Genomic DNA, 19,433 nt, shown 5'->3' with positions numbered 1-19,433 from the left:
TCAGCCCGGCGCTTTCCTGCTCAGGTGCTCCCAGGTCTCGTACTCCTCCGTACGGGCCCGCTGCATCTGCTGGACCAGGTCGTACGAGGCGCCGCCGACGATCAGCCGCAACGGCGGCTCCGCGAGGTCGGCCAGCTCCATGATCACCGGCGCGGCGGTGGCGGGGTCGGGGCCGGCGTCCTCGCCCCACAGCTCGGCCAGCCGGGCGCGCAGCGGCGCGTACTCCGGCCGCGCCCGCGTGGTCGTGGTGCCCCGGGTGAACAGGTCGGTGCCGTACCCGCCGGGCTGCACGATCGTCACCTTCACGCCGAACGGCGCCACCTCCATCGCCAGAGCCTCGCTCACCGAGTCGAGGGCGGCCTTGCTGGCCGCGTAGAACCCGACGGACGCGAACCCGCCTCCGGACCCCATCGACGTGACCTGCAGGATGTGGCCCGACCCCTGCGCCCGCAGGTGCGGCACCACGGCCTGGGCCACCCAGACGGCGCCGAAGAAGTTGACGTCGAACTGGGCGCGGACCTGCTCCTCCGTGGCCTCCTCCACCATGCCGAGCAGCAGCCCGCCGGCGTTGTTGACCACGATGTCGAGTCGGCCGAACGCCGCCGCCGCGTGGTCCACCACCTGCCGTACGGCCGCGCGGTCGGTGACGTCCAGCGTCAGCCGTACGAGGTCGTCGGGGTGGGCGGCGGCCAGGTCGGCGAGGGGGCCGAGGTCGCGGGCGGCGGCCACGACGCGGTCTCCGGCGGCGAGCGCCGCCTCGGTGAAGGCCCTGCCCAGGCCCCTCGACGCGCCGGTGACGAACCAGACTCGGGCTGTCATACGGCCTCCTCCCTCTCTGGAGACGATACGTTCCGTCTCGCGTATGGAGTTCAGTATGGGGCCGCGCCGGTCAGATTGCAAGACGAGACGTTGCGTCTCGCTAAATGGCAGTGCGTACCCGTCCGATCGTGACGGGCACAGCGGTCAGCGCCGGGCGGCTTCCAGCAGCTTCGCGATCTCGGCCGCCGAGGCCGGCCCGGCCGGGAGCTCGGTGAACCGGGGCGACGCCTCCGCCGCGTACGGGATGCCGTAGGCCGGGGTGCCGGGCTCGAAGCGCCGGCCCTCGGCGAGCGGGCCGGCGTCCACCACGTCGTAGCCCAGCAGGTCGAGCAGCTCCGTCGCCCGCGCCTTGGCGCCCGCGTCGTCTCCCGCGATCGGCAGCGCCGTACGGTCGGGCGCGCCCGCGGGCCGGGGCAGGTCGGCGAGGTGGCGGAAGAAGATGTTGTTGAACGCCTTCACCACGTGGGCGTCCGGCAGGTGCCGCTGGAGCAGCTCGCTGGTGGTGGTCTCCTGGGCGTCGAGCTCCGGGAAGGCGCCGTCGCGCTGCCTGTTACGCCCTGAACGTGATCGGTGAGGAGGCGTGGGCGTACTACTACGTCGACTTCCCGGTCGTACGGATCAGGGCCGACGAGGTCACCGGACGGTCCACCGGGGTGAGCGGCGCGCGTGCGCTCGTGGTCGCGGACGACCGCGTCACGCTCGTCGGAGGGTACGGCGAGGAGTGCGACCGCGTGGTCGTCGGCAGCCTGGAAGGACAGGACTTCCGGGTGGGCGGCCCCGGCCGGCTGGCCATGCCCGGCGAGCGACCGGTTCCCCGGGAGGCGGCCGTCCTGGGCCGGGGCGGTGAGCTCCATGTCGTCGCCGGCCACCACTGGCTCAAGCTCGGCATCGAGGACCTCGCCGGCCCCGACGGGCCGGCCCGCTGATCGAAGCCACCGGTCAGTGGCTGCCGGACAGCTCGCCGGACAGGGTGGCGTGCATGCGGGCGCTCGGCTGATTGAGGCCGATGATCTGTACGGTCTTGCCGCGGGCGGCGTACTTGGCCTCGACGGCGTCCAGGGCGGCGACCGACGAGGCGTCCCAGATGTGGGCGTCGGTCAGGTCGATGACCACCTGGCGGGGGTCGCCGGCGTAGTCGAACTGGGAGACCAGGTCGTTGCTGGAGGCGAAGAACAACTCGCCGGTGACGGCGTAGACGACCTGCTCGCCGTCGGGGTCGAGGCAGGCGGTGACGTTGGCCAGGTGGGCGACCCGGCGGGCGAAGATCACCAGGCCGGTCAGTGAGCCGACGACGACGCCGATGGCCAGGTTGTGCGTGGCGACCACGACGGCGACGGTGACGACCATGACGGTGGTCTCGCCGACGGGCATGCGCCTGAGGGTGGCCGGGGCGACGGAATGCCAGTCGAACGTGCCGAACGAGACCAGGATCATGACGGCGACCAGGGCGGCCATCGGGATCTGCGACACCCACGGGCCGAAGACGATGCACAGCACCATGAGCAGCACACCGGCGGTGAAGGTGGACAGCCTGGTACGGGCGCCGTTCCGCACGTTGATCATCGTCTGGCCGATCATGGCGCAGCCGCCCATGCCGCCGAAGAAGCCGGTGACGATGTTGGCGATGCCCTGGCCGATCGACTCGCGGGTCTTGGACGAGCGGGTGTCGGTCAGGTCGTCCACCAGCTTGGCCGTCATCAGCGACTCCATCAGCCCGACCAGGGCGAACCCCAGCGCGTACGGGGCGATGAGGGTGAGCGTGTCGAGCGTGAAGGGCACGTCCGGCAGGCCCGGGAGGGGCAGCGAGGAGGGCAGCGTGCCGCGGTCGCCGACGGTCGGCACGGCCAGGTGCGCGCCGACGGTCAGCGCGGTGAGCGCGGCGATGGAGATCAGCGGCGCCGGGACCACCCTGGTCAGGCGGGGCAGGAACACCATCAGCACCAGCGCGCCCCCGACCAGCGGATAGACGATCCACGGCACGTCGACGAGCTCGGGCACCTGCGCCATGAAGATCAGGATGGCCAGCGCGTTGACGAAGCCCACCATGACGCTGCGCGGCACGAAACGCATCAGCCTGGCCACGCCGAGCGCGCCGAGCGCGATCTGGATGAGGCCGCCGAGGATGACCGTGGCGATCAGGTGGCCCAGGCCGTGCTCACGCGCCAGGGGCGCCACGACGAGCGCGATGGCGCCGGTCGCGGCCGAGATCATGGCGGGCCGGCCGCCCGCGACGGCGATGACCACGGCCATGGTGAAGGAGGCGAACAGGCCGACGCTGGGATCGACGCCGGCGATGATCGAGAACGAGATCGCCTCGGGGATCAACGCGAGCGCGACGACCAGCCCGGACAGGATCTCGGTACGGGCCACCGCGGGCTTCAGCCAGACAGGCCGGCCGGGCATGGAGAAGGAACTGGGCAACACGACATCCTTAGCGGCTCTGCGGCATGCGGACACGGCGGCAGCGCCTGGGAGACAGAGGCGGAACGGTACGCGAGGGTCACTACCGTGAGGGGCTCACGGCGGGCAGTCGGCGGTCATGATCACAGGCATGCGCGCGTCGGAGTCCCTTACCTCATGGAGCGGGTGGTGTGCCGGCGGGTGTCGCGATCGCACGCCACTGTGCGATCATGTCCCGCGCTCGTGGCCACCGGAGGAGCCGGCGACGGAACCCCGTGCTGGCCATCGGCAACTCTACCCTAACGTTAGGGTAGAGATCCGGCGGGGCCAGGCGTGCCTGCCCGCACACCGCAGCGAGCCGAGCAGTGAGGTCGTGCGAAAGATGGACGGATCAGAGGCTTCCGCCGTTGACCAGGCCGGCGCCGGCGAAGATCACATGCACATCGGCGAGGTGGCCGCCCGTACGGAGCTGTCGCTGCGCACCATCCGGCACTACGACGAAGTCGGCCTGGTCCGGCCGTCGGCGCGCAGCCAGGGCGGGTTCCGCCTCTACACCGAGGCCGACGTGGCCCGGCTGATGGTGATCCGCCGGATGAAGCCGCTCGGCTTCACTCTGGACGAGATGGGCGAGTTGCTCGCCATCACCGACCGGCTCGACGACCCCGCGGCCGCGCTCGGCACGGCGGAACGCGAGCAACTGCTGGCCCGGCTGCGCCGGTTCGAGCAGGCCGCCCGCGAGCGCTGCGAGGCGTTGCGCACGCAACTGAGCCGCGCCGAGGAGTTCGCCACCGACCTCCGCCGCCGCGCCGACCAGGCCGAAGGCCACCCCACGGACTGACGCACCTGTTGGGGGCAGCACGGTCACGCCGTACGCTGCTGCGCCTGGGGGGCGCGGTCACGCCGTACCGTGACGTGTTCGCTGGGGAACGGCGTGGTCGCGCCGCGCCGGGAGGGCGACGGCGAGCACGGCGACGACGGCGAGAACCGCCGCCATGAGCGCGAACGCCCGTCCGTGGCCGACGCCCGCAGCGCCATGGTGATCGCCGACCGAGGCGACGAGGGCGGCCAGGCCGAGGGCGCCGCCGAGCTGCTTGGCGGTGTTCATCAGGCCGGAGGCCGCTCCGGCGTGCGCGGCATCGACGCCCGAGGTGACGGCGACGGTGAGCGGCGTGTTCAGCAGGCCGCCGCCGAGCGAGACGAGAACGGCCGGGCCGAGAATCCCTTCCACGTACGACTCGCCCGGAGCGATCCGGCTCTGCCAGAGGAAGCCCGCGGCGCCGATCAGCGCACCGGCGACGATGAGAACGCGATGATCGGCACGGCACATCAGCCAGGGCGTCAGACGCAGCCCCACCAGCAAGGTGAGCAGGGTGTGCGGGAGGAACGCGAGCCCGGTCTGCAGCGGCCCGTAGCCCAGAACGCGCTGCATGGACAGGGTGAGGAAGTACCACATCGGGTTGAGGCAGGCACCGGCCAGCAACATCGCCAGGTTGCCCAGCCAGATCACGCGCGGCCGGAGGAGCCCTGCCGGGATCAGCGGCGTCCGGGCGACCCGCGTCTCCACCACCACGAACAAGCCCACCATGACGCCGCCGGCGACGGCGAAGACGGGTGCGCCGCCGAGGCCGTGGGCGAGCGCGGCCGGCCCGCCCGTGGCCAGCGCCGCGCCCAGAACGTCCACCCGGCTCCGCCGCCGGACGCCGGGCCGCAGCAGGCGGGCGCCGGCCAGGCACGCCAGCCCGATCGGCACGTTGACCAGCAGGACCCAGCGCCAGGACAGGTGCTCGGTCAGCGCGCCGCTGATCAGGTTGCCCGCCGTTCCCCCGGCCAGGCTCACTGCCGTCCACACGGCGATGGCACGAGTGCGGAGCGGCCCCTCGGGAAACGCGGTGGTCACGATCGTCAGCGTGACGGGGGCGAGCACGGCCGCGCCGAGCCCCTGGACGGCACGGGCGGCGACGAGCGCCCCCGCCGAGCCGGCGAGGCCCCCGGCCAGGCTCGCCGCGGTGAACAACGTCAGCCCGGCGGCGAAGACGCGGCGGTGCCCGTACAGGTCGGCCAGGCGTCCGCCGAGCAGCAGGAATCCGCCGAAGACCAGCGCGTACGCGTTGCCGACCCACGCCAGGCCGCGGGAGTCGAAGGCGAGCGCGTCCTGGATCGCGGGCAGCGCGACGTTCACCACCGACACGTCGAGTACCACCATGAACTGTGCGGCGCACACGAGCGCCAGGACGCCCCTCATCGCCACCCCTCGAGCAGATCAATGCGATCACATCGGTTTAAGCCCACATTCCGATGTGATCGCATTGAAAAGCGCGCGTACGATGGCAGCGAGAGGGGTGGTGGAGTGGCGGAGCGACGACGTACCCGTGGCCCGGGGGCGCACCATGAGCGGCGGCGCGCGGAGATCGCCGACGCCGTGCTCGCCATCGTCGCCGACCGCGGCCTGACCGCGGTGTCGCTGACCGAGGTCGCCGCCCAGGCCGGCATCTCACCCGGCCGCGTCCAGCACTACTTCCCGGCCAAGCGGCAGCTGGTCGAGGCCGCCTTCGACCGCGGCAACGAGCTGTCCAGCCTGCGCATCAGGGAGCGGGTCGGCAACGAGCTCGACGCCGCCGACCCGCGACTCGTGCTGACCACCGTGCTCACCGAGCTCATTCCGTACGACGCCACCACCGAGGCCCACATGCGGGTGCGTCAGTCGTTCCAGGCGTTCGCGTTCGCCGACGAGACGATCGCCGCCCGGCTGCGCGTCCTGTACGCCCGATTCCACCGCCAGATGGCCGACCTCATCAGCAAGGAGCAGGAGTCCGGCCGTGTCCGCGCCGACCTCGACGCGGCCGGTGTCGCGCTGGTGCTCGTCGCCCTGGCCGAGGGGCTGGCCGCGTACGTGCTCACCGGGGTCACGCCGGCCGGCGTGGCGCGCGACCGGCTGCTCGCCGAGATCGCCGCCCTTTACGGATGATGAGGCGCCCGAGCCCGTGGCCGGGCTCGGGCGCCTGTCTCACACGTCACGCGGCCAGGCGGCTGCGGAGCAGGTCCTTGGCCTGTTCGGCTCCCTTGCGGCTTTCGCCCTGGGCGCGGCGGAAGAACGCGGCCAGCTCACTGTCGCCGGTGCGTTCGGCGTCCGCGACGTAGGTCTCCAGCCGCAGCACGTTGCTGAGGCACTGCTCGACGAACCAGATCAGGTTGTAGTCCTTGTCCCGCGTCCCGGTGACGTCACCGGTCTCCTGCCGTGTCGGATCCATGGGCTTCTCCTCTGTGTCGGACGGTCGGTTCGTCGCTGATTGCCTCTTTCCCAGCAGGTGCGCTCTATGCCTGTACCTCGTTCGGTGTAATACCTTGCCGCGCAAGGTATCGGGTCGTACCGTGGTGTCATGTCCGAGGACGCAGAGGCGGCGCCGGGATCGGAGACCATCGCCCGGCTGCGCCGCGAGCTCGCACGCGGCACCACCGAGCTGGCCGTGCTGTCCGTCCTCAGCGTGCGCCGCCGATACGGCTACGAGCTGCTGAAAGTGCTGCGGGAGACGGGCGAGGGGGCCCTGGAGGTCAAGGAGGGCACGCTCTACCCGCTGCTGCACCGGCTGGAGGATTCCGGCCATATCCGCGCGTCCTGGGAGGCCGAGGGCCGCGCCAGGCCGCGCAAGTACTACGTCCTCACGTCGGACGGCCGTGCGTACCTCGGCATGTTGCGCGTCGAGTGGAGCGGCCTGGTCGACGGGATGCGACAGCTACTCGACACTCTTGGTGAGGTGCAGGAATGGCCGACGAGCGGCAGATCATCGACGACTACACCGAAAGAGTCGGACGCCACCTGACCGGCCCCGCCCGCGACAGGGCGAAGACCGAGCTGGGCGAGCACCTGTCCGACGCGGCGGAGGCGGGCGAGTTGACCGAGGCCCTGAGCAGGCTCGGCAGCCCGGAAGAGGCGGCGGCCACCTTCGCCCAGTTACGTGACGCGCCGCCTGCGCCCGTCGACGCCCGCTTCGTGGCGGTCGTGATCGACAACCTGCCCCTGGTCGGCGTCACGATCGCGCTCCTCGTCCAGGGGATCGTCCGGACGGTGGAGTCCGGGATCGGCTTCGGGCTGGCGTTCCCGCCATGGGTGTACTTCGAGATCGGCGACGGCTGCGTGGCCGTCGGGACCATGATCTGCGACTCCTATGACGACGCGGGGCTCCTCTACAGCCTGGGCGTTCCGCTCGCCCTGCTCTGGTCGATCGTCGGGCTGGGCCTGCTGGAGGCGCGGAACGGCCTGACACCCGGCAAACGCCTCATGAAGCTCCGCGTCGTGACCGAGACCGGGCTGCGCATCCACCCGGTCACCGGCGTCGTACGGCGGCTCAGCCTGCTGCTCGGGCCGCTCGCCTGGGTGGACTGGGCGCCCGTCGTGTGGGGCGACCGCAGGCGGGTGCTCGACCGCCTGACCGAGTCCAAGGTCGTGCGGGAGGAGAAGTGAAGACCGCCGTCCGCGTCCCGCCCCTGGCGGCGCTGGCCGCCGGCGTGGCGCTGTGGCATCTCCCCACGGTGGTGGACCGGCTGCTCGGCGGGCTCGACTTCGGCGTCATCCTGGCGTTGCGCTGGCTCGCCGCCGCGCTGCTGCTGGGCTTCGTCCTGGCCGTGGAGCGACGCCCGCCGTCGTCGGTGGGGCTGCGCGCCCCGCGCGGGCGCGACGTCCTGATCACCGTCGGGCTGTCCGTCCTGACCCTGGTGATCGCCTACTCCCTGTACGGCCTCCTCGCCGGCGCGGGCCCCGACCAGCAGACGCAGTCGGGGCAGATCATCACCAGCCTGTCGGTCGTGGGCAGCGTCCACCTGATCCTCAACGCGGCCGTCGTCGAGGAGCTCTTCTACCGCGGCTTCCTCATGGAACGGGTCATCGACCTCACCGGGCGGCCCTGGCTCGCCGCGCTCGTGTCGTACGCGCTGTTCGTCGGCGGCCACCTGCCCGGCTCGGGCGGGATCACCACGCTGACCGTCGTCGCCGTGGGATCGTTGCTCTTCGTCGGCCTCTACTGGGCGCGGCGCAACCTGCTGTTGTGCGTCGGCGCGCACGCCGTCCTCGACCTGCCCATCCTCGCGGTCGCCCTCACCTGACGGACGCGGCGGCGTCGCGGGAGGCCATGGCGTCGAGGAGGGCGGTGCCGCGCCGCCGGAGCAGGCGCAGCGTGAGGGCGGGGGCCGCGTACAGGACGGCGACGGCCGGCAGGAGCATCGCCCACCACAGAGCGCCGAGGACGCCGGCCAGCCCGACCACCGGAAAGACCGTCATCTGCCCGCCGGTCGGGTCGCCCGCCTGCTGGCCCGGGTAGACCCGGTCGCGGGCGTCGGTGCCCACGGCCGGCATCACGACCGCGAGCAGCGGCGCCGCGGCGCAGCCGACCGCCGCCGCGGCGACGGCCCCGCAGACGGCGGCGCCTCCCAGCGGCGAGCCGCTCGCCGCCCACAACACGGCCGCCAGCACGACGGACGGCACCCCGAACAACAGCGCCCACGCCGCCATCCGCCCCCGCACGTCCGCCTTGAGCGCCCCCGGTGTGGTGAGCAGCTGCCACAGCGCCGTGCCGTCCAGGGCGTAGGTGTTGATCGCCACCATCGCGCCGAACACCGCCGCCGCCGGACCCACCAGCGGCAGAGCCCAGCTCCAGTCGGTGAACGCGATGATCAGCGCCATCAGCAGCGGTGTCAGCCACGCGCTGCGCAGCTCCACGCCGCGCGCCGGGTCACGCAACCACGTGGCCAGCTCACGCGCGACGACCGCCGACACCTGCGGCGACGTGAACGGCAACGACAGTCCCCGCCCCGGTACGGCAGGCCGCCGCGGCGCGGCCCGGCGCGGCGGCCGGCGCAGGGCGCGAGCCGTCAGCGCGATCCAGCCCAGCTGCAGCAGTGCCCCCACGACCAGCAAGGCCGCCACCGGCGGCACGACCGCACCCGGCCCGGCGCCGTCGCGGGCGGCGACGACCGCGCCGTACCCCCAGCCGGTGGGCAGGGCCGCGAGCACGTCGGCCACCGGCTCGGGCAGCCCGCCGAGCGAGGGGGTGACCAGGGCGGTGTCGCCCTCGCCGAGGCGCGGCAGCAACCAGGCCGCGAACGGCACCCACCCGGCGAACGACACCGCGAGCATGACGGCGGTCTGCGTGGCGGCCAGCGTCATCCCGGCCCGGGTCTGCAGCAGCCAGGACGCCAGCGCCGCCACGGTCTTGCCCGCCCAGACCAGCAGATACAGCTGGGCCACCACCGCGACGACGGCGATCGCCACCACGACAGGCCCGCCCGGCGCGGCCAGGACCACCAGCGACGTCAGGCACGCCAGCGTGATCAGCGGCCCGACGCCGAGCAGCTCGGTCCACGACAGGGCGCGGGCCAGCCGCCACGGCCGGATCGGGTAGCCGCGCAACCACTCGCGCGAGATGACCGACGGATCGTGGCGGGGCTGGGCCAGCGGCCCGAACAGCCACATGCCGCCCCACACGGTGATCGCCACCGCGATCCAGCCCTCCTGAACCACGCCGCGCCCGGCCAGTGCGGCGCCTGTGACCACCAGCGCGGCCAGGACCAGACCGGAGACCAGGCTGAATCCGCGCTCGTTGTGCGGGCCGTTGCGGAAGAGGCTCAGCTTGAGCGCGAGCAGCGTCCGCGTCATGCCAGCCACTCCAGCGGACGCACCGGGTCGGCGCCGACCAGCTCCACGAACCGCTCGTTCAGCGTCGATCCCGCGGCCACCTCTTCGACCGGCCCTTCGACCAGCACCCGCCCACCGGCGACCACCGCCACCCGGCGGCAGTTGCGCTCGACGAAGTCCATGATGTGGCTCGACAGGACCACCGTGCCGCCGGCGTCGACGTACTGCTTGAGCACCTGCTCGATGGAGTGGGCCGAGACCGGGTCGATCGCCTCGAACGGCTCGTCCAGCACCAGCACGCGCGGCCGGTGCAACATCGCCAGCGCCAGATTGATCTTCTTGCGCATGCCGGTGGAGTACTCCACGATCAGCGTGCGCCGGACCGCGTCGAGGCCCAGGATCTCCAGCAGGTCGCGGGCGCGTGCCCGCCAGCCGTCGTCCAGCCCGCGCAGGCCGGCGCTGTAGCGCAGCACCTCGGTGGCGGTCAGCCGCTCGGGCAGCGACAACCCGTCCATCATGACGCCGAGCTGGGCCAGGGCGGTCTCGCGGGCGGTCCGCAGGTCGTGACCGGCGATTCTGATCGAGCCCGAGGTGGGCTCGCGCAGCCCGCAGACGGCCGTGAGGGTGGTGGTCTTGCCGGCTCCGTTGGGGCCCACGATGCCGTAGAACATCCCAGGTGGAATGGTCAGGCTGAGACCGTCGACGGCGACCACGGAGCCGAAGCGCTGGGTGAGGTCCGTCACCTGCACGGCGGGGACAGAGAGATCGGGCACGGAGTTCCTCTGAAAGACATCATGACATTTCGCCCATTTCTATCTGATCGGTGCCGGGTCGCGCCTCCCGTCATTCGACGTTCTCCCTACGCGAAGGGTGGGAGAGGTGCTGGGATACTTCTCGGCCCCCAACCGGTAGGGCCGTGGAGAGCCGGGGAGCGCCCGCCAATGCCGAAGACGCCGGATCGTACGCGATCCATGAACGCGCACGCCGTGAACCGCCGCGCGGTCCTGCGCACCACCGGGCTCCTCACCGCCGGCCTGCTCTTGGGCGCCGCTCCCGCCGCGGCCGCCGTCCGCCGCCCCACGCCGGCCGGGGCGTGGGCGGAGCTCCGGCGGGGCAACCGCCGCTGGGCCTCCGGCAAGGTCCTCCACCCGCACCAGGACCGCGCCCGGCGTGACGAGGTGGCGGACAAGCAGGAGCCGTACGCGACGGTGGTGTCGTGCATCGACTCGCGCGTGGCCCCCGAGCTCGTCTTCGACGCGGGCCTCGGCGACCTGCTCACGGTGCGCAGCGCCGCCCAGACCATCGACCCGCTCGTGTCGGGAGCGATCGAGTACGGCCCCGCCGAGCTGGACGTCCCCCTGGTCGTGGTGCTGGGCCACCAGCGCTGCGGCGCGATCTCGGCCGCCGCCCACGCCCTGGACGAAGGCCGCAGACTTCCCGGCCGCCTCCAGGACATCGTCGAAGCCCTGCGCCCCGCGTACGAACGCGCCGACGGCGACGTGGAGAACATGACCAAGCTCAACACCGTCGGCGTCGTCGCCGACCTCAAGGCCGACCAACTGCTCGCCCGCCAGGTCGCCAGGGGCAGACTCAAGATCGTCGGAGCCTACTACTCCCTCGACACCGGCCTCGTCACCCGCCTCGTCTAGAGGTCAGGGGCCGTGGTGGCCGTGTTCGCGGAGCTCGCCGCCCAGCTCGGCGCGGAGGTCGCCGAGCAGGGCCGGGGTGGCGACGACCGCCCAGCGGTCGCCGACGAGGTACGTCCCGCCGTACGGCTGCGCCGCCTCCAGCCAGGCGTCCTTGCCGGCCGCAGTGGCGAAGGTCATGATCGTGTAGCGGCCCTGCGGCGACTGGCACACGACCTGCCGGTAGTCGGCGGCCCGGCCCTGCTCCTGCGGTCGCGGGCAACGCGTGGCGGCGACGATGCGGTCCATGTCCACCGGCGGACGTGTCTCCGGCGCGGCGGCGTGGTGGTCGTGGCCGCCGGCGCTCGTCGGCTCGGAACCCTGGAACGACGCCACGGCCAGGCCCACCCCCAGGGCGGTCAGGCAGCAGGCGGCGACGGCTCGTAATCGGTGCAGTGGAAGTCTCACGTTGAACCCAGCTGTCGGTGCGGCTCTCATGCCTGGGTACGCGGCCGGCGCCCTCAGGGTTCAGATTCGTCCTTGAGACGTTCGAAGACGAGCTGGGTGCGCCGGACGGCGCGCACGCCGTACACCTGGCTGATCAGTTCGGGGGTGAGGACCTCGCCGGGCGGGCCTCCGGCCACGATGCGGCCGGAGCTCATGACGTACAGGCGGTCGCAGAACGCGGCCGCCTGGTTGAGGTCGTGCAGCACGGCCAGCGTGGCGACGCCCAGCTCGCGCGCCAGGTGCAGGATCTCCAGCTGGTGGCGGACGTCGAGGTTGGAGGTGGGCTCGTCGAGCAGCAGCAGGCGGGTCTCCTGCACCAGGGCGCGGGCGATGAGCGCGCGCTGCTTCTCCCCGCCGGACAGGGTGGCGTAGACGCGGTCCTCCGCGCCGGCCAGGCCGACGCGGTCGAGCGCCCGCGCGCAGCGCTCCTCGTCGGCGGCGGCGTCGCGTCCGTACGGGGTGCGGCCCATGAGCACGACCTCCCAGACGGTGAAGTCGAGCTCGGCGGGCGTCTCCTGGGCCACCACGGCGGTCCTGCGGGCGGACTCGCGCCACGGCAACCGGTGCACGTCGTCGCCGTCCACGCTGATGAGCCCGGCCGAGGGCCGCAGCGCCCGGTAGATCGTCCGCAGCAGGGTGGACTTGCCGCATCCGTTCGGGCCGACCAGGGCGACGAACTCGCGGTCGTCCACCCGCAGGTCGGCCTCATGCACGATGGGGCGGCCGTCGAGGCTCACGGACACGCCGGCGACGTCCAGCCTCATGTGACGGTCACCGCCCGGTCCACCGAACGGCGGCGCAGCAGCCACAGGAAGAACGGCACGCCGAACAGCGCCGTGACGATGCTGAGGGCCAGCTCCTGCGGCGCGACCACCATCCGCGCGGCCACGTCCACGAGCTGCAGGAATGCCGCCCCCAGCAGCGCCGTCACCGGCAACATCCGGCGGTGGTCGGCGCCGACCAGCAGGCGGGCCGCGTGCGGCACGATCAGCCCGACGAACGCGACCGCGCCGCTCGTCGCCACCAGCACACCGACCAGCAGCGACGTGAGCACGAACAGCGTGATGCGCAGGCGGTGCACGTTCACGCCCAGCGAGACGGCCGTCTCCTCGCCGGCGCTGAGCGCGTTGAGCGGACGGTGTTGCAGCAGCAGGTACGTCAGCCCGGCGGCCAGCACGACCGACGGCAGCGGCAACATCTCCCAGCGGGCGCCGCCCAGGCTGCCCATCAGCCAGAACAGCACCTGCTGAGCCGCCCGCCCGCTCTGCGCCTGCTGCAGCACGAAGCTGTAGGCGGCCTGGAACAGGTACGCCAGCGCCACCCCGGCCAGCACCAGCCGCGACGGCGTGAGCCGCCCCGAACGCTGGGCCAGCACGTACACCAGCGCCAGGGCCAGCAGCGCCCCCGCGAAGGCGGCGGCCGACAACGACAGCCCGCCCAGCGCGGAGGCGCCCATGATGAACACGACCACCGCGCCGAACGACGCCCCTGAGGAGATGCCGAGCAGGAACGGGTCGGCGAGCGGGTTGCGCACCAGCGCCTGCAGCACCGCTCCCACCACCGCCAGCCCGGCCCCGACGAGCAGAGCCAGCAACGCGCGCGGCAGCCGGAACTGCCAGACGATCTGCTCATGCACGGGCGTCCACGTCCGCGGCACGAGGCCGGGCACGAGGCGGTCGGCGACGATGGCCCACGCCTGCGGCAGGGCGACGTGCACCGCGCCGATGCTGACGGCCAGCCACGTCGAGGCGACCACCGACACGGCCAGCACGGCGACGAGCAGGGCGAACCGGCCGTTCCCGCGAGCGGCCGGCGTCTTTTGCGCGCTCATCGCTGGAAGGCGTCGGGGTGCAGGAAGCGGGCGAGGTCGACGACGGCCAGCAGGTTGCGGTAGCCGGGATGCTGGGCCGCCACGGGCAGCGCGAACACCCGGTCGTCCTTCGCGGCGGGGCTGTTCGCGGCGACGGAGAGGGTGTCGGCGGCCTTGGCCGCCACGGTCGGCTTCTTCTCGCCGCGCAGCGTGGCGTACTCGCTGATCACGACGGCGTCGGGCTGCGCGGCGGCGATCGCCTCCGGGTTCACCTCGGTGTAGTCGGCCTTGACGTCGGCCAGCACGTTCTGCCCGCCGGCGGCGGTGATCAGCTGGTGCGTCACCCCGGCGCCGCCGTACGCGTTGACCGGGCCCTTGCCGCCGTCGGTGGCCAGCACCTTGACCGGCGGCCGGCCGCCGACGCGCTCGCGCACGTCGTCGAGATCGGCGCGCAGCTCGTTGATCAACTGGTCCGCGCGGTCGGGGACGCCGAAGATCGCGCCGAGGTTGCGCAGGTCGGTGAGGGTGTCGTCGAGGGTGAACTCGAGCGCCGCCTCGGGGCTGCACCAGCCGCCCATGATGTACACCGGGGCGCCGGCGGCGTCCAGTTCCTCCACGGTGGCGTAGCCGCCGGCCGCGTCGAAGCTCGCGATGCTGTTGTCCAGGACGAAGTCCGCTCCCTGGGCCAGCATGAGCTCCTTCTGCGGCAACATGATCGTCGGAGAGATCTCCGGGATCCTGTCGTACGGCTCCTTGTGGCCGGGCAGGAACGCGCTCTCCGAGAAGTTCGTCCGCCCGGCGACCCGGTCGCCCAGGCCGAGGGCGAACAACGTCTCCAGCGCCGGGTGGTAGCCGGTCACCACCTTGGCGGGCGGCTTGTCGAAGGTGAGCGTGCGCCCGCAGTTGCTCACCGTGACCGGGAACCCGGCCTGCGGCGCCGCGGCCGGCTCGGCCTCCCGCGTCGCGGGGACCTGCCCGCAGGCGGCCAACGTCAGCGCCATCGCCAGGACGAGCAACTTCTTCATGACGCGGAGCCGTCGTGGGTGGTGCGGGGCATGCGGCGGGCCTCCGAAGTCGGACGGTCGTGATCCGGGGCCCATTCTGCACATAAGTTGCAATTACCAGCAACCTGCATCAAACGCGACGGGGTTGGCGCACGGTCGCCAGCCAGTTCGCGACCAGCGGATTCGTGTCGTTCCTGCGCCAGGCCATGGCCACCCGGGTGCGGACGTCGCCGGGCTCGATCCTGCGGAAGGCGACCCCTTGGAGGCGGACGCGCCGGATGCTCGCCGGAGCCACCGAGACGCCCAGACCCGCCCCGACCAGCGCGCAGACGGTCTGCCATTCCACCGCGCGCTGCGCGACCGGCGGGGTGAAGCCCGCCGCCGCGCAGAGGCCGACGATCTGGTCGTGCAGCCCTGGGCCGGCCGCTCGCGGCAGGAGCACGAACGGCATGCCCGCCAGTTGCCCGATCTCGACCGTCCGGTGGGCGGCGAGCGGGTGCTCGGCGGGCAGGACGGCCACGAACGGCTCGGTCAGCACGGTCTCGTAGCCGAGCTCCGTCTCGCCTGCGGGCGGCTCCCGCAGCAGCCCGACGTCGATGACCTGGTCGCGCAGGGCCGTGAGCTGGGGCGCCGTGGTCATCTCCAGGATGTCCAGCCGTACGTCGGGATACTCCTGCCGGAAGGCGCGCAGCAGGCCGGGCAGGAACGTCAAGGCGAGTGAGGCGGCGAAGCCGATGCGCAGGCGCCCGGCTCTGCCGCTCCCGGCGGCGCGGGCGGCGGCCAGGCCGTCCGCGAGGCCGGCGAGGGCACGCTGGGCGGCGGGCAGCAGCTCCCGGCCCGCCGCCGTGAGCGCGACGCGTCCCGGCGCGCGGTGGAACAGCGCATGGCCGACCTTCTCCTCCAGCCGCCGGATCTGCTGGCTCAGCGGGGGCTGGGCGATGCCCAGGCGGGCGGCCGCGTGGCCGAAGTGCAGCTCCTCGGCGAGCACGACGAAGGCGTGCAGTTGCGCGAGGGGGAGTTCTGGCCGATCCATACGTGTAGAGATATCAGCCCATGGCCGCGACCGTATTAGACGTATCCCCGCTGGTCGGCCTAGGGTCCTGACGCATGACAGAGCGACGCGCGATCCTCAGCGGCTCGACGTTCGAGGAGCAGATCGGCTATGCCCGGGCCGTGGTGGACGGCGACTGGGTGCACGTGTCCGGGACGACCGGGTTCGACTACGCCACCATGACGATCTCCGACGACGTGGTCGAGCAGGCCGAGCAGTGCCTGCGCAACATCGAGTCAGCCCTGGCCGAGGCGAGATGCACCCTCGCCGACGTGGTGCGGGTGCGCTACCTGCTGCCCGACCGGGACGACTTCGAGCCCTGCTGGCCGGTGCTGCGCCGCGCGTTCGGCGACGTGCGGCCGGCCGCCACGATGCTCGTGTGCGGCCTCTCCGACCCGCGCATGAAGATCGAGATCGAGGCGTACGCGCGCCGCCCCGGCCCGGCGGTCGGATGACTACCAGGTCGTGGTGCCGAAGGCGGCGCGCAGCCGGGCCATGTCGTGACGGTCGCGGTCGCGGGGCTCGTACCCCTGGTGGAAGGCGATCTGCTGGGCCACCGACAGGCAGTTCACCGGCACGCCCGCGATCACGCCGGTGGCGAAGGCGTCCGCCGGGTAGTGGAAGACGCCGCCGCGATCGTCGGCGTGCTGGACGGCGGACCCGTCCGGCCGGAACCGCAGCGGATGCAGGTCAAGCTCGTGGCCCTCGTCGTCCTTCATGACGAACCGGGCGGGCCGGCCGGGCTCGACGCCGGGCTGCTCGGCGAAGCCGGCGTTCTCCAGCGTCGTGATCAGCAACGGCTCCTGCTCGACGCGGTGCAGCAGGTCGAGGTCGTCGTGTTCCCGCGTGACCTCGCCCACCAGGGCGTCGATGCCCCACCCGCCGCCGACCCAGACCTCGCACCCGGCCTCACGCAGCAGCCCCAGCACCCGCAGCACCGCACTCGTCTCCATCACCCGAGGCATTCTGCCGCCTAGAACGCGAGGTCGCCGATCCACTCGACGATGGAGTGGTGCCGGGGGTTCCAGCCGAGGAGGTCGCGGGCGCGGGTGGCGCGGACGCGGCTGTTGGAGCCCAAGGCGTGCCGGGCGAACTGGGGGTCCCAGACGTTGCCGGGCGAGTCGGGATCCCACGGTCGCGGAGCGGGCATGCCGAGGGCGCGGGCGAGGGCCGCCGCCATCGCGCCGAAGGACTCCTCGCCGTTCTCGACGAAGTAGAACGTGCCGGGAGGGGACTTCTCCAGGGCGAGGGCGTACAGGTCGGCCATGTCGTCGACGTGGACGTTGGACCAGATGTTGTGGCCCGCGCCGACGTGGCGGACGACGCCGTCCGAGCGCGCCTGGCGGATCAGCGCGTCGATGAGCACGCTCTGGCGGCCCGGCACCCTGCCCCGCCCGTAGACGAGGCTGTTGCACAGTACGGCCGAGCGCACGCCCCGCTCGGCGGCGGCCAGCACCAGCCGGTCGAGGGCCATGCGTGCCGCGCGGATCGGGTGATCGGGCTCCCAGTCGTCGAGGGCGTCCTCGCCGAAGACCTCCTCCGATCGTTCGCCGGTCGTGCCGGTCGCCACGAAGCCGGTGCCGCTGGTGTGGAGCAGGGCCTTGCCCGAGCCGGCCAGGGCGGCGACGAAGGTCTCGACGGCGCCGCGATGATCGCTGTCGGCGGCGTTGACGACGGCGTCGGCGCGGCGGGCCAGCCGGGTGAGCGACTCGGCGTCGTCCAGGGCGCCCACCACGGGCTCGATCCCCAGGCGGGTGAGTGCCGCGGCCTTGGACGCGTCGCGGATCAGGCCGGTGACGGTGTGGCCGGAGTCGATGAGCCGTGCGGCGACCGTGCCGCCGATCAGGCCGCTCGCTCCGGTGACGAGGACGTGCAACGGGACCCCCTTGCAGGTGTTCGGACCAGGCGATCCTCGTCCCGCCTCCCGTCCGGGACCAAGCCGTGTTGCCGATCCGGCAAAGCCGTCAGCCGTCGAGGACGGGCAGGTCGAGGCGGGCGAGGCGGTCGGGGTCGGCGACGGCGTCGATGCGGACGATCCTGTCGTTCGCGATGGTGAAGCCCAGCACCGCGACCGGCCGCCCGCCCAAGGTCACCACGGCGCCCGCGGACCCGTTCACCAGGGCCGGGTGGGCCATCGCGGCGGGCCGGTGGAACGTGAGCACCTGACCGGCGACGGCCGCCGCGCCGCGCGCCACCACGGAAGCCTCCGGACGCGCCGTGCCTCCGTCGGCCCGCAGCACGGCGTCCGGGTCGAGAGCCGAGACGAGCGCGTCGAAGTCGCCCCGGCGGGCCGCGGCGTAGAAGGCGTCGACGATCTCCCGCCGGCGGCCGAGGTCGGGCTGGGGAGCCTGGACCTCGGCTCCCCGCACGCGGCGCCGGGCCCGGCTGGCGAGCTGCCGGGCCGCGGCCGGGGAGCGCCCGACCATGGGGGCGATCTCGTCGAAGGGCAGGCCGAACAGGTCGTGCAGCACGAACGCCAGCCGTTCGGCGTGGGTGAGGGTTTCGAGCACCACCTGCAGCGCGAGCCCGACCGAGTCGGCCAGCAGCGCCTCCTCCTCGGGGGTCGCCCCGTCCGTACGGGTGACGACCGGGTCCGGCACGTGCACGCCCATGAGGTCCTCGTGCCGCGTCGCGCGCGAGCGCAGCACGTTCAGGCACACCCGGGCGACGATGGTGGTCAGCCAGGCGCCGAGCCTGTCGACCCGGCCGGCGTCCGCGCGGCTGGCGCGCAGCCAGGCCTCCTGCACGGCGTCGTCGGCCTCGGCGAGCGAGCCGAGCATCCGGTACGCCACCGCTCTCAGGCGGGTCCGGTTCGCCTCGAAGCCCTCCGCCAGCCAGTCGGACTCGGTCATCGGTCACATTCCTCCGCCGCTAGGGGTCATAGAGGTGACACCTGGAATCCGCTCGATGTGACAAGGCGGCAGATCATGCAGACAGCCACGACCGACCTCGGCGAGCTGACCGGAGACTATGTCATCGACACCGCCCGTACGCGGATCGGCTTCGTCGGCCGCCACACGATGGCCACCCGGGTGCGCGGGTGGTTCGAGGCGTTCGAGGGCGGCGCGTACCTGGACGGCGACGACCCGTCGAAGTCCGACGCCGAGCTCACGATCCAGGCCGGCAGCATCAGGACCGGCGACCGGCGGCGCGACGGTCACCTGTGCGGCAAGTTCCTCGACGCCGACGGCCACCCGGCCATCACGTTCGTCTCGACCGGGGTGGTGCGGGCCGGCGAGCTCTTCAAGGTCGCCGGTGACCTGACCATCCGCGGGGTGACCAGGTCCGTCACCATCGACTTCCGGCTGACCGGGGTGGGGAATGACCCGGAGGACGGGTTCCGGGTGGGCTTCGCGGGCGGCGTCACGATCGACCGCGACGACTGGGCGGTGAACTGGAACGCCCTCACGGGGGTCCTGATCAGCAAGACGGTGACGCTGGAGCTGGAGGTCGCGATGGTTCGGCGGCCCTGACCGTGCTGGCACATAAAGCGCGATATGTCCAACCTTGTGTTAGTTCGGGGCTCGTGTAAAGGTCGCTTGTGACCTTCCGTCAGCGGGTGCGTAAGGCCCCGTTCGGCGGACGTACCCGG

The 19,433-nt window shown here is 72.5% G+C and carries 24 protein-coding genes; 9 read left to right on the top strand and 15 right to left on the bottom strand.

Features of this window, described 5'->3' with window-relative positions; genetic code table 11:
* Both C1J01_RS00225 and C1J01_RS00220 read right to left on the bottom strand, forming a co-directional pair.
* Positions 1-819, bottom strand: a complete 819-nt coding sequence (locus tag C1J01_RS00225; protein ID WP_111174990.1) for an SDR family NAD(P)-dependent oxidoreductase — start codon at positions 817-819, stop codon at positions 1-3.
* Positions 820-963: 144 nt separating this feature from the next.
* Positions 964-1,278, bottom strand: a complete 315-nt coding sequence (locus tag C1J01_RS00220; RefSeq protein ID WP_220039642.1) for an NADPH-dependent F420 reductase — start codon at positions 1,276-1,278, stop codon at positions 964-966.
* Positions 1,279-1,382: 104 nt separating this feature from the next.
* On the opposite strand from C1J01_RS00220, the gene C1J01_RS00215 reads away from it, so the two are divergent.
* Positions 1,383-1,745, top strand: a complete 363-nt coding sequence (locus C1J01_RS00215) for a hypothetical protein (RefSeq protein ID WP_111174989.1) — start codon at positions 1,383-1,385, stop codon at positions 1,743-1,745.
* 13 nt (positions 1,746-1,758) lie between these two features.
* On the opposite strand, the gene C1J01_RS00210 is transcribed toward C1J01_RS00215, so the two are convergent.
* Positions 1,759-3,222, bottom strand: coding sequence for a SulP family inorganic anion transporter (locus C1J01_RS00210; RefSeq protein ID WP_111174988.1), 1,464 nt, complete (start codon positions 3,220-3,222; stop codon positions 1,759-1,761).
* A gap of 433 nt (positions 3,223-3,655) precedes the next feature.
* Between C1J01_RS00210 and C1J01_RS00205 the strand changes: the two genes are divergently transcribed.
* Positions 3,656-4,057, top strand: coding sequence for a MerR family transcriptional regulator (locus C1J01_RS00205; protein ID WP_111175065.1), 402 nt, complete (start codon positions 3,656-3,658; stop codon positions 4,055-4,057).
* 57 nt (positions 4,058-4,114) lie between these two features.
* Here C1J01_RS00205 and C1J01_RS00200 read toward each other — a convergent pair whose 3' ends face one another.
* Complete coding sequence (locus C1J01_RS00200; RefSeq protein WP_111175064.1) at positions 4,115-5,461, bottom strand: MFS transporter; 1,347 nt, start codon at positions 5,459-5,461, stop codon at positions 4,115-4,117.
* Positions 5,462-5,566: 105 nt separating this feature from the next.
* On the opposite strand from C1J01_RS00200, the gene C1J01_RS00195 reads away from it, so the two are divergent.
* The gene (locus tag C1J01_RS00195) at positions 5,567-6,184 is read left to right on the top strand and encodes a TetR/AcrR family transcriptional regulator (protein WP_235854143.1); all 618 of its coding nucleotides are present in this window, start codon (positions 5,567-5,569) and stop codon (positions 6,182-6,184) included.
* 46 nt (positions 6,185-6,230) lie between these two features.
* Here the strand turns inward: C1J01_RS00195 and C1J01_RS00190 are convergent, their stop codons facing one another.
* The gene (locus C1J01_RS00190; RefSeq protein ID WP_111174986.1) at positions 6,231-6,467 is read right to left on the bottom strand and encodes a hypothetical protein; all 237 of its coding nucleotides are present in this window, start codon (positions 6,465-6,467) and stop codon (positions 6,231-6,233) included.
* Between the two features lie 129 nt (positions 6,468-6,596).
* On the opposite strand from C1J01_RS00190, the gene C1J01_RS00185 reads away from it, so the two are divergent.
* The 3 genes from C1J01_RS00185 to C1J01_RS00175 are packed head-to-tail and all read left to right on the top strand — an operon-like array spanning position 6,597 to position 8,316.
* On the top strand, positions 6,597-7,037 hold the full coding sequence (locus C1J01_RS00185) for a PadR family transcriptional regulator (protein WP_111174985.1): 441 nt from the start codon (positions 6,597-6,599) through the stop codon (positions 7,035-7,037).
* Positions 6,980-7,678, top strand: coding sequence for an RDD family protein (locus C1J01_RS00180; RefSeq protein ID WP_111174984.1), 699 nt, complete (start codon positions 6,980-6,982; stop codon positions 7,676-7,678). The genes C1J01_RS00185 and C1J01_RS00180 overlap by 58 nt, the downstream gene beginning before the upstream one ends.
* Entirely contained in the window at positions 7,675-8,316 is a 642-nt protein-coding gene (locus tag C1J01_RS00175; RefSeq protein WP_181448492.1) for a CPBP family intramembrane glutamic endopeptidase, read from the top strand. The genes C1J01_RS00180 and C1J01_RS00175 overlap by 4 nt, the downstream gene beginning before the upstream one ends.
* Here the strand turns inward: C1J01_RS00175 and C1J01_RS00170 are convergent.
* The gene (locus C1J01_RS00170; protein ID WP_111174982.1) at positions 8,309-9,865 is read right to left on the bottom strand and encodes a hypothetical protein; all 1,557 of its coding nucleotides are present in this window, start codon (positions 9,863-9,865) and stop codon (positions 8,309-8,311) included. The two genes, C1J01_RS00175 and C1J01_RS00170, sit on opposite strands and share 8 nt — an antisense overlap.
* A complete protein-coding gene (locus C1J01_RS00165) occupies positions 9,862-10,617 on the bottom strand; it encodes an ABC transporter ATP-binding protein (RefSeq protein ID WP_111174981.1) in 756 nt (251 codons plus the stop codon). The genes C1J01_RS00170 and C1J01_RS00165 overlap by 4 nt, the downstream gene beginning before the upstream one ends.
* Positions 10,618-10,815: 198 nt before the next feature.
* Here C1J01_RS00165 and C1J01_RS00160 point away from each other — a divergent pair, with 198 nt between their 5' ends.
* A complete protein-coding gene (locus C1J01_RS00160) occupies positions 10,816-11,493 on the top strand; it encodes a carbonic anhydrase (RefSeq protein ID WP_111174980.1) in 678 nt (225 codons plus the stop codon).
* Between the two features lie 3 nt (positions 11,494-11,496).
* Here C1J01_RS00160 and C1J01_RS00155 read toward each other — a convergent pair whose 3' ends face one another.
* The 5 genes from C1J01_RS00155 to C1J01_RS00135 all read right to left on the bottom strand — a co-directional run bounded on the left by C1J01_RS00155 (position 11,497) and on the right by C1J01_RS00135 (position 15,823).
* A complete protein-coding gene (locus tag C1J01_RS00155; RefSeq protein WP_146615418.1) occupies positions 11,497-11,937 on the bottom strand; it encodes a hypothetical protein in 441 nt (146 codons plus the stop codon).
* 53 nt (positions 11,938-11,990) lie between these two features.
* Positions 11,991-12,740, bottom strand: a complete 750-nt coding sequence (locus C1J01_RS00150) for an ABC transporter ATP-binding protein (RefSeq protein WP_111174978.1) — start codon at positions 12,738-12,740, stop codon at positions 11,991-11,993.
* The gene (locus C1J01_RS00145; RefSeq protein WP_111174977.1) at positions 12,737-13,807 is read right to left on the bottom strand and encodes a FecCD family ABC transporter permease; all 1,071 of its coding nucleotides are present in this window, start codon (positions 13,805-13,807) and stop codon (positions 12,737-12,739) included. Before C1J01_RS00145 ends, C1J01_RS00150 begins: the two co-directional genes overlap by 4 nt.
* A complete protein-coding gene (locus C1J01_RS00140) occupies positions 13,804-14,811 on the bottom strand; it encodes an ABC transporter substrate-binding protein (RefSeq protein WP_181448491.1) in 1,008 nt (335 codons plus the stop codon). The genes C1J01_RS00145 and C1J01_RS00140 overlap by 4 nt, the downstream gene beginning before the upstream one ends.
* Positions 14,812-14,920: 109 nt before the next feature.
* The gene (locus C1J01_RS00135; protein ID WP_111174975.1) at positions 14,921-15,823 is read right to left on the bottom strand and encodes a LysR family transcriptional regulator; all 903 of its coding nucleotides are present in this window, start codon (positions 15,821-15,823) and stop codon (positions 14,921-14,923) included.
* Between the two features lie 74 nt (positions 15,824-15,897).
* On the opposite strand from C1J01_RS00135, the gene C1J01_RS00130 reads away from it, so the two are divergent.
* Positions 15,898-16,296, top strand: a complete 399-nt coding sequence (locus tag C1J01_RS00130) for a RidA family protein (protein ID WP_111174974.1) — start codon at positions 15,898-15,900, stop codon at positions 16,294-16,296.
* Here the strand turns inward: C1J01_RS00130 and C1J01_RS00125 are convergent, their stop codons facing one another.
* The 3 genes from C1J01_RS00125 to C1J01_RS00115 form a co-directional block, all read right to left on the bottom strand.
* Entirely contained in the window at positions 16,297-16,794 is a 498-nt protein-coding gene (locus C1J01_RS00125) for a nucleotidyltransferase domain-containing protein (RefSeq protein ID WP_111174973.1), read from the bottom strand.
* Between the two features lie 20 nt (positions 16,795-16,814).
* The gene (locus C1J01_RS00120) at positions 16,815-17,717 is read right to left on the bottom strand and encodes an NAD-dependent epimerase/dehydratase family protein (protein ID WP_111174972.1); all 903 of its coding nucleotides are present in this window, start codon (positions 17,715-17,717) and stop codon (positions 16,815-16,817) included.
* Between the two features lie 88 nt (positions 17,718-17,805).
* Complete coding sequence (locus C1J01_RS00115; RefSeq protein ID WP_111174971.1) at positions 17,806-18,693, bottom strand: sigma-70 family RNA polymerase sigma factor; 888 nt, start codon at positions 18,691-18,693, stop codon at positions 17,806-17,808.
* 75 nt (positions 18,694-18,768) lie between these two features.
* Here C1J01_RS00115 and C1J01_RS00110 point away from each other — a divergent pair, with 75 nt between their 5' ends.
* On the top strand, positions 18,769-19,314 hold the full coding sequence (locus C1J01_RS00110; protein ID WP_111174970.1) for a YceI family protein: 546 nt from the start codon (positions 18,769-18,771) through the stop codon (positions 19,312-19,314).
* The last annotated feature ends 119 nt before the right edge of the window (positions 19,315-19,433 follow it).

Source organism: Nonomuraea aridisoli (assembly GCF_003236395.1).
Lineage (GTDB): Bacteria > Actinomycetota > Actinomycetes > Streptosporangiales > Streptosporangiaceae > Nonomuraea > Nonomuraea aridisoli.
Note: the sequence above shows the minus strand (reverse complement) of the source record. Positions and strands in the feature narration are given on the sequence as shown.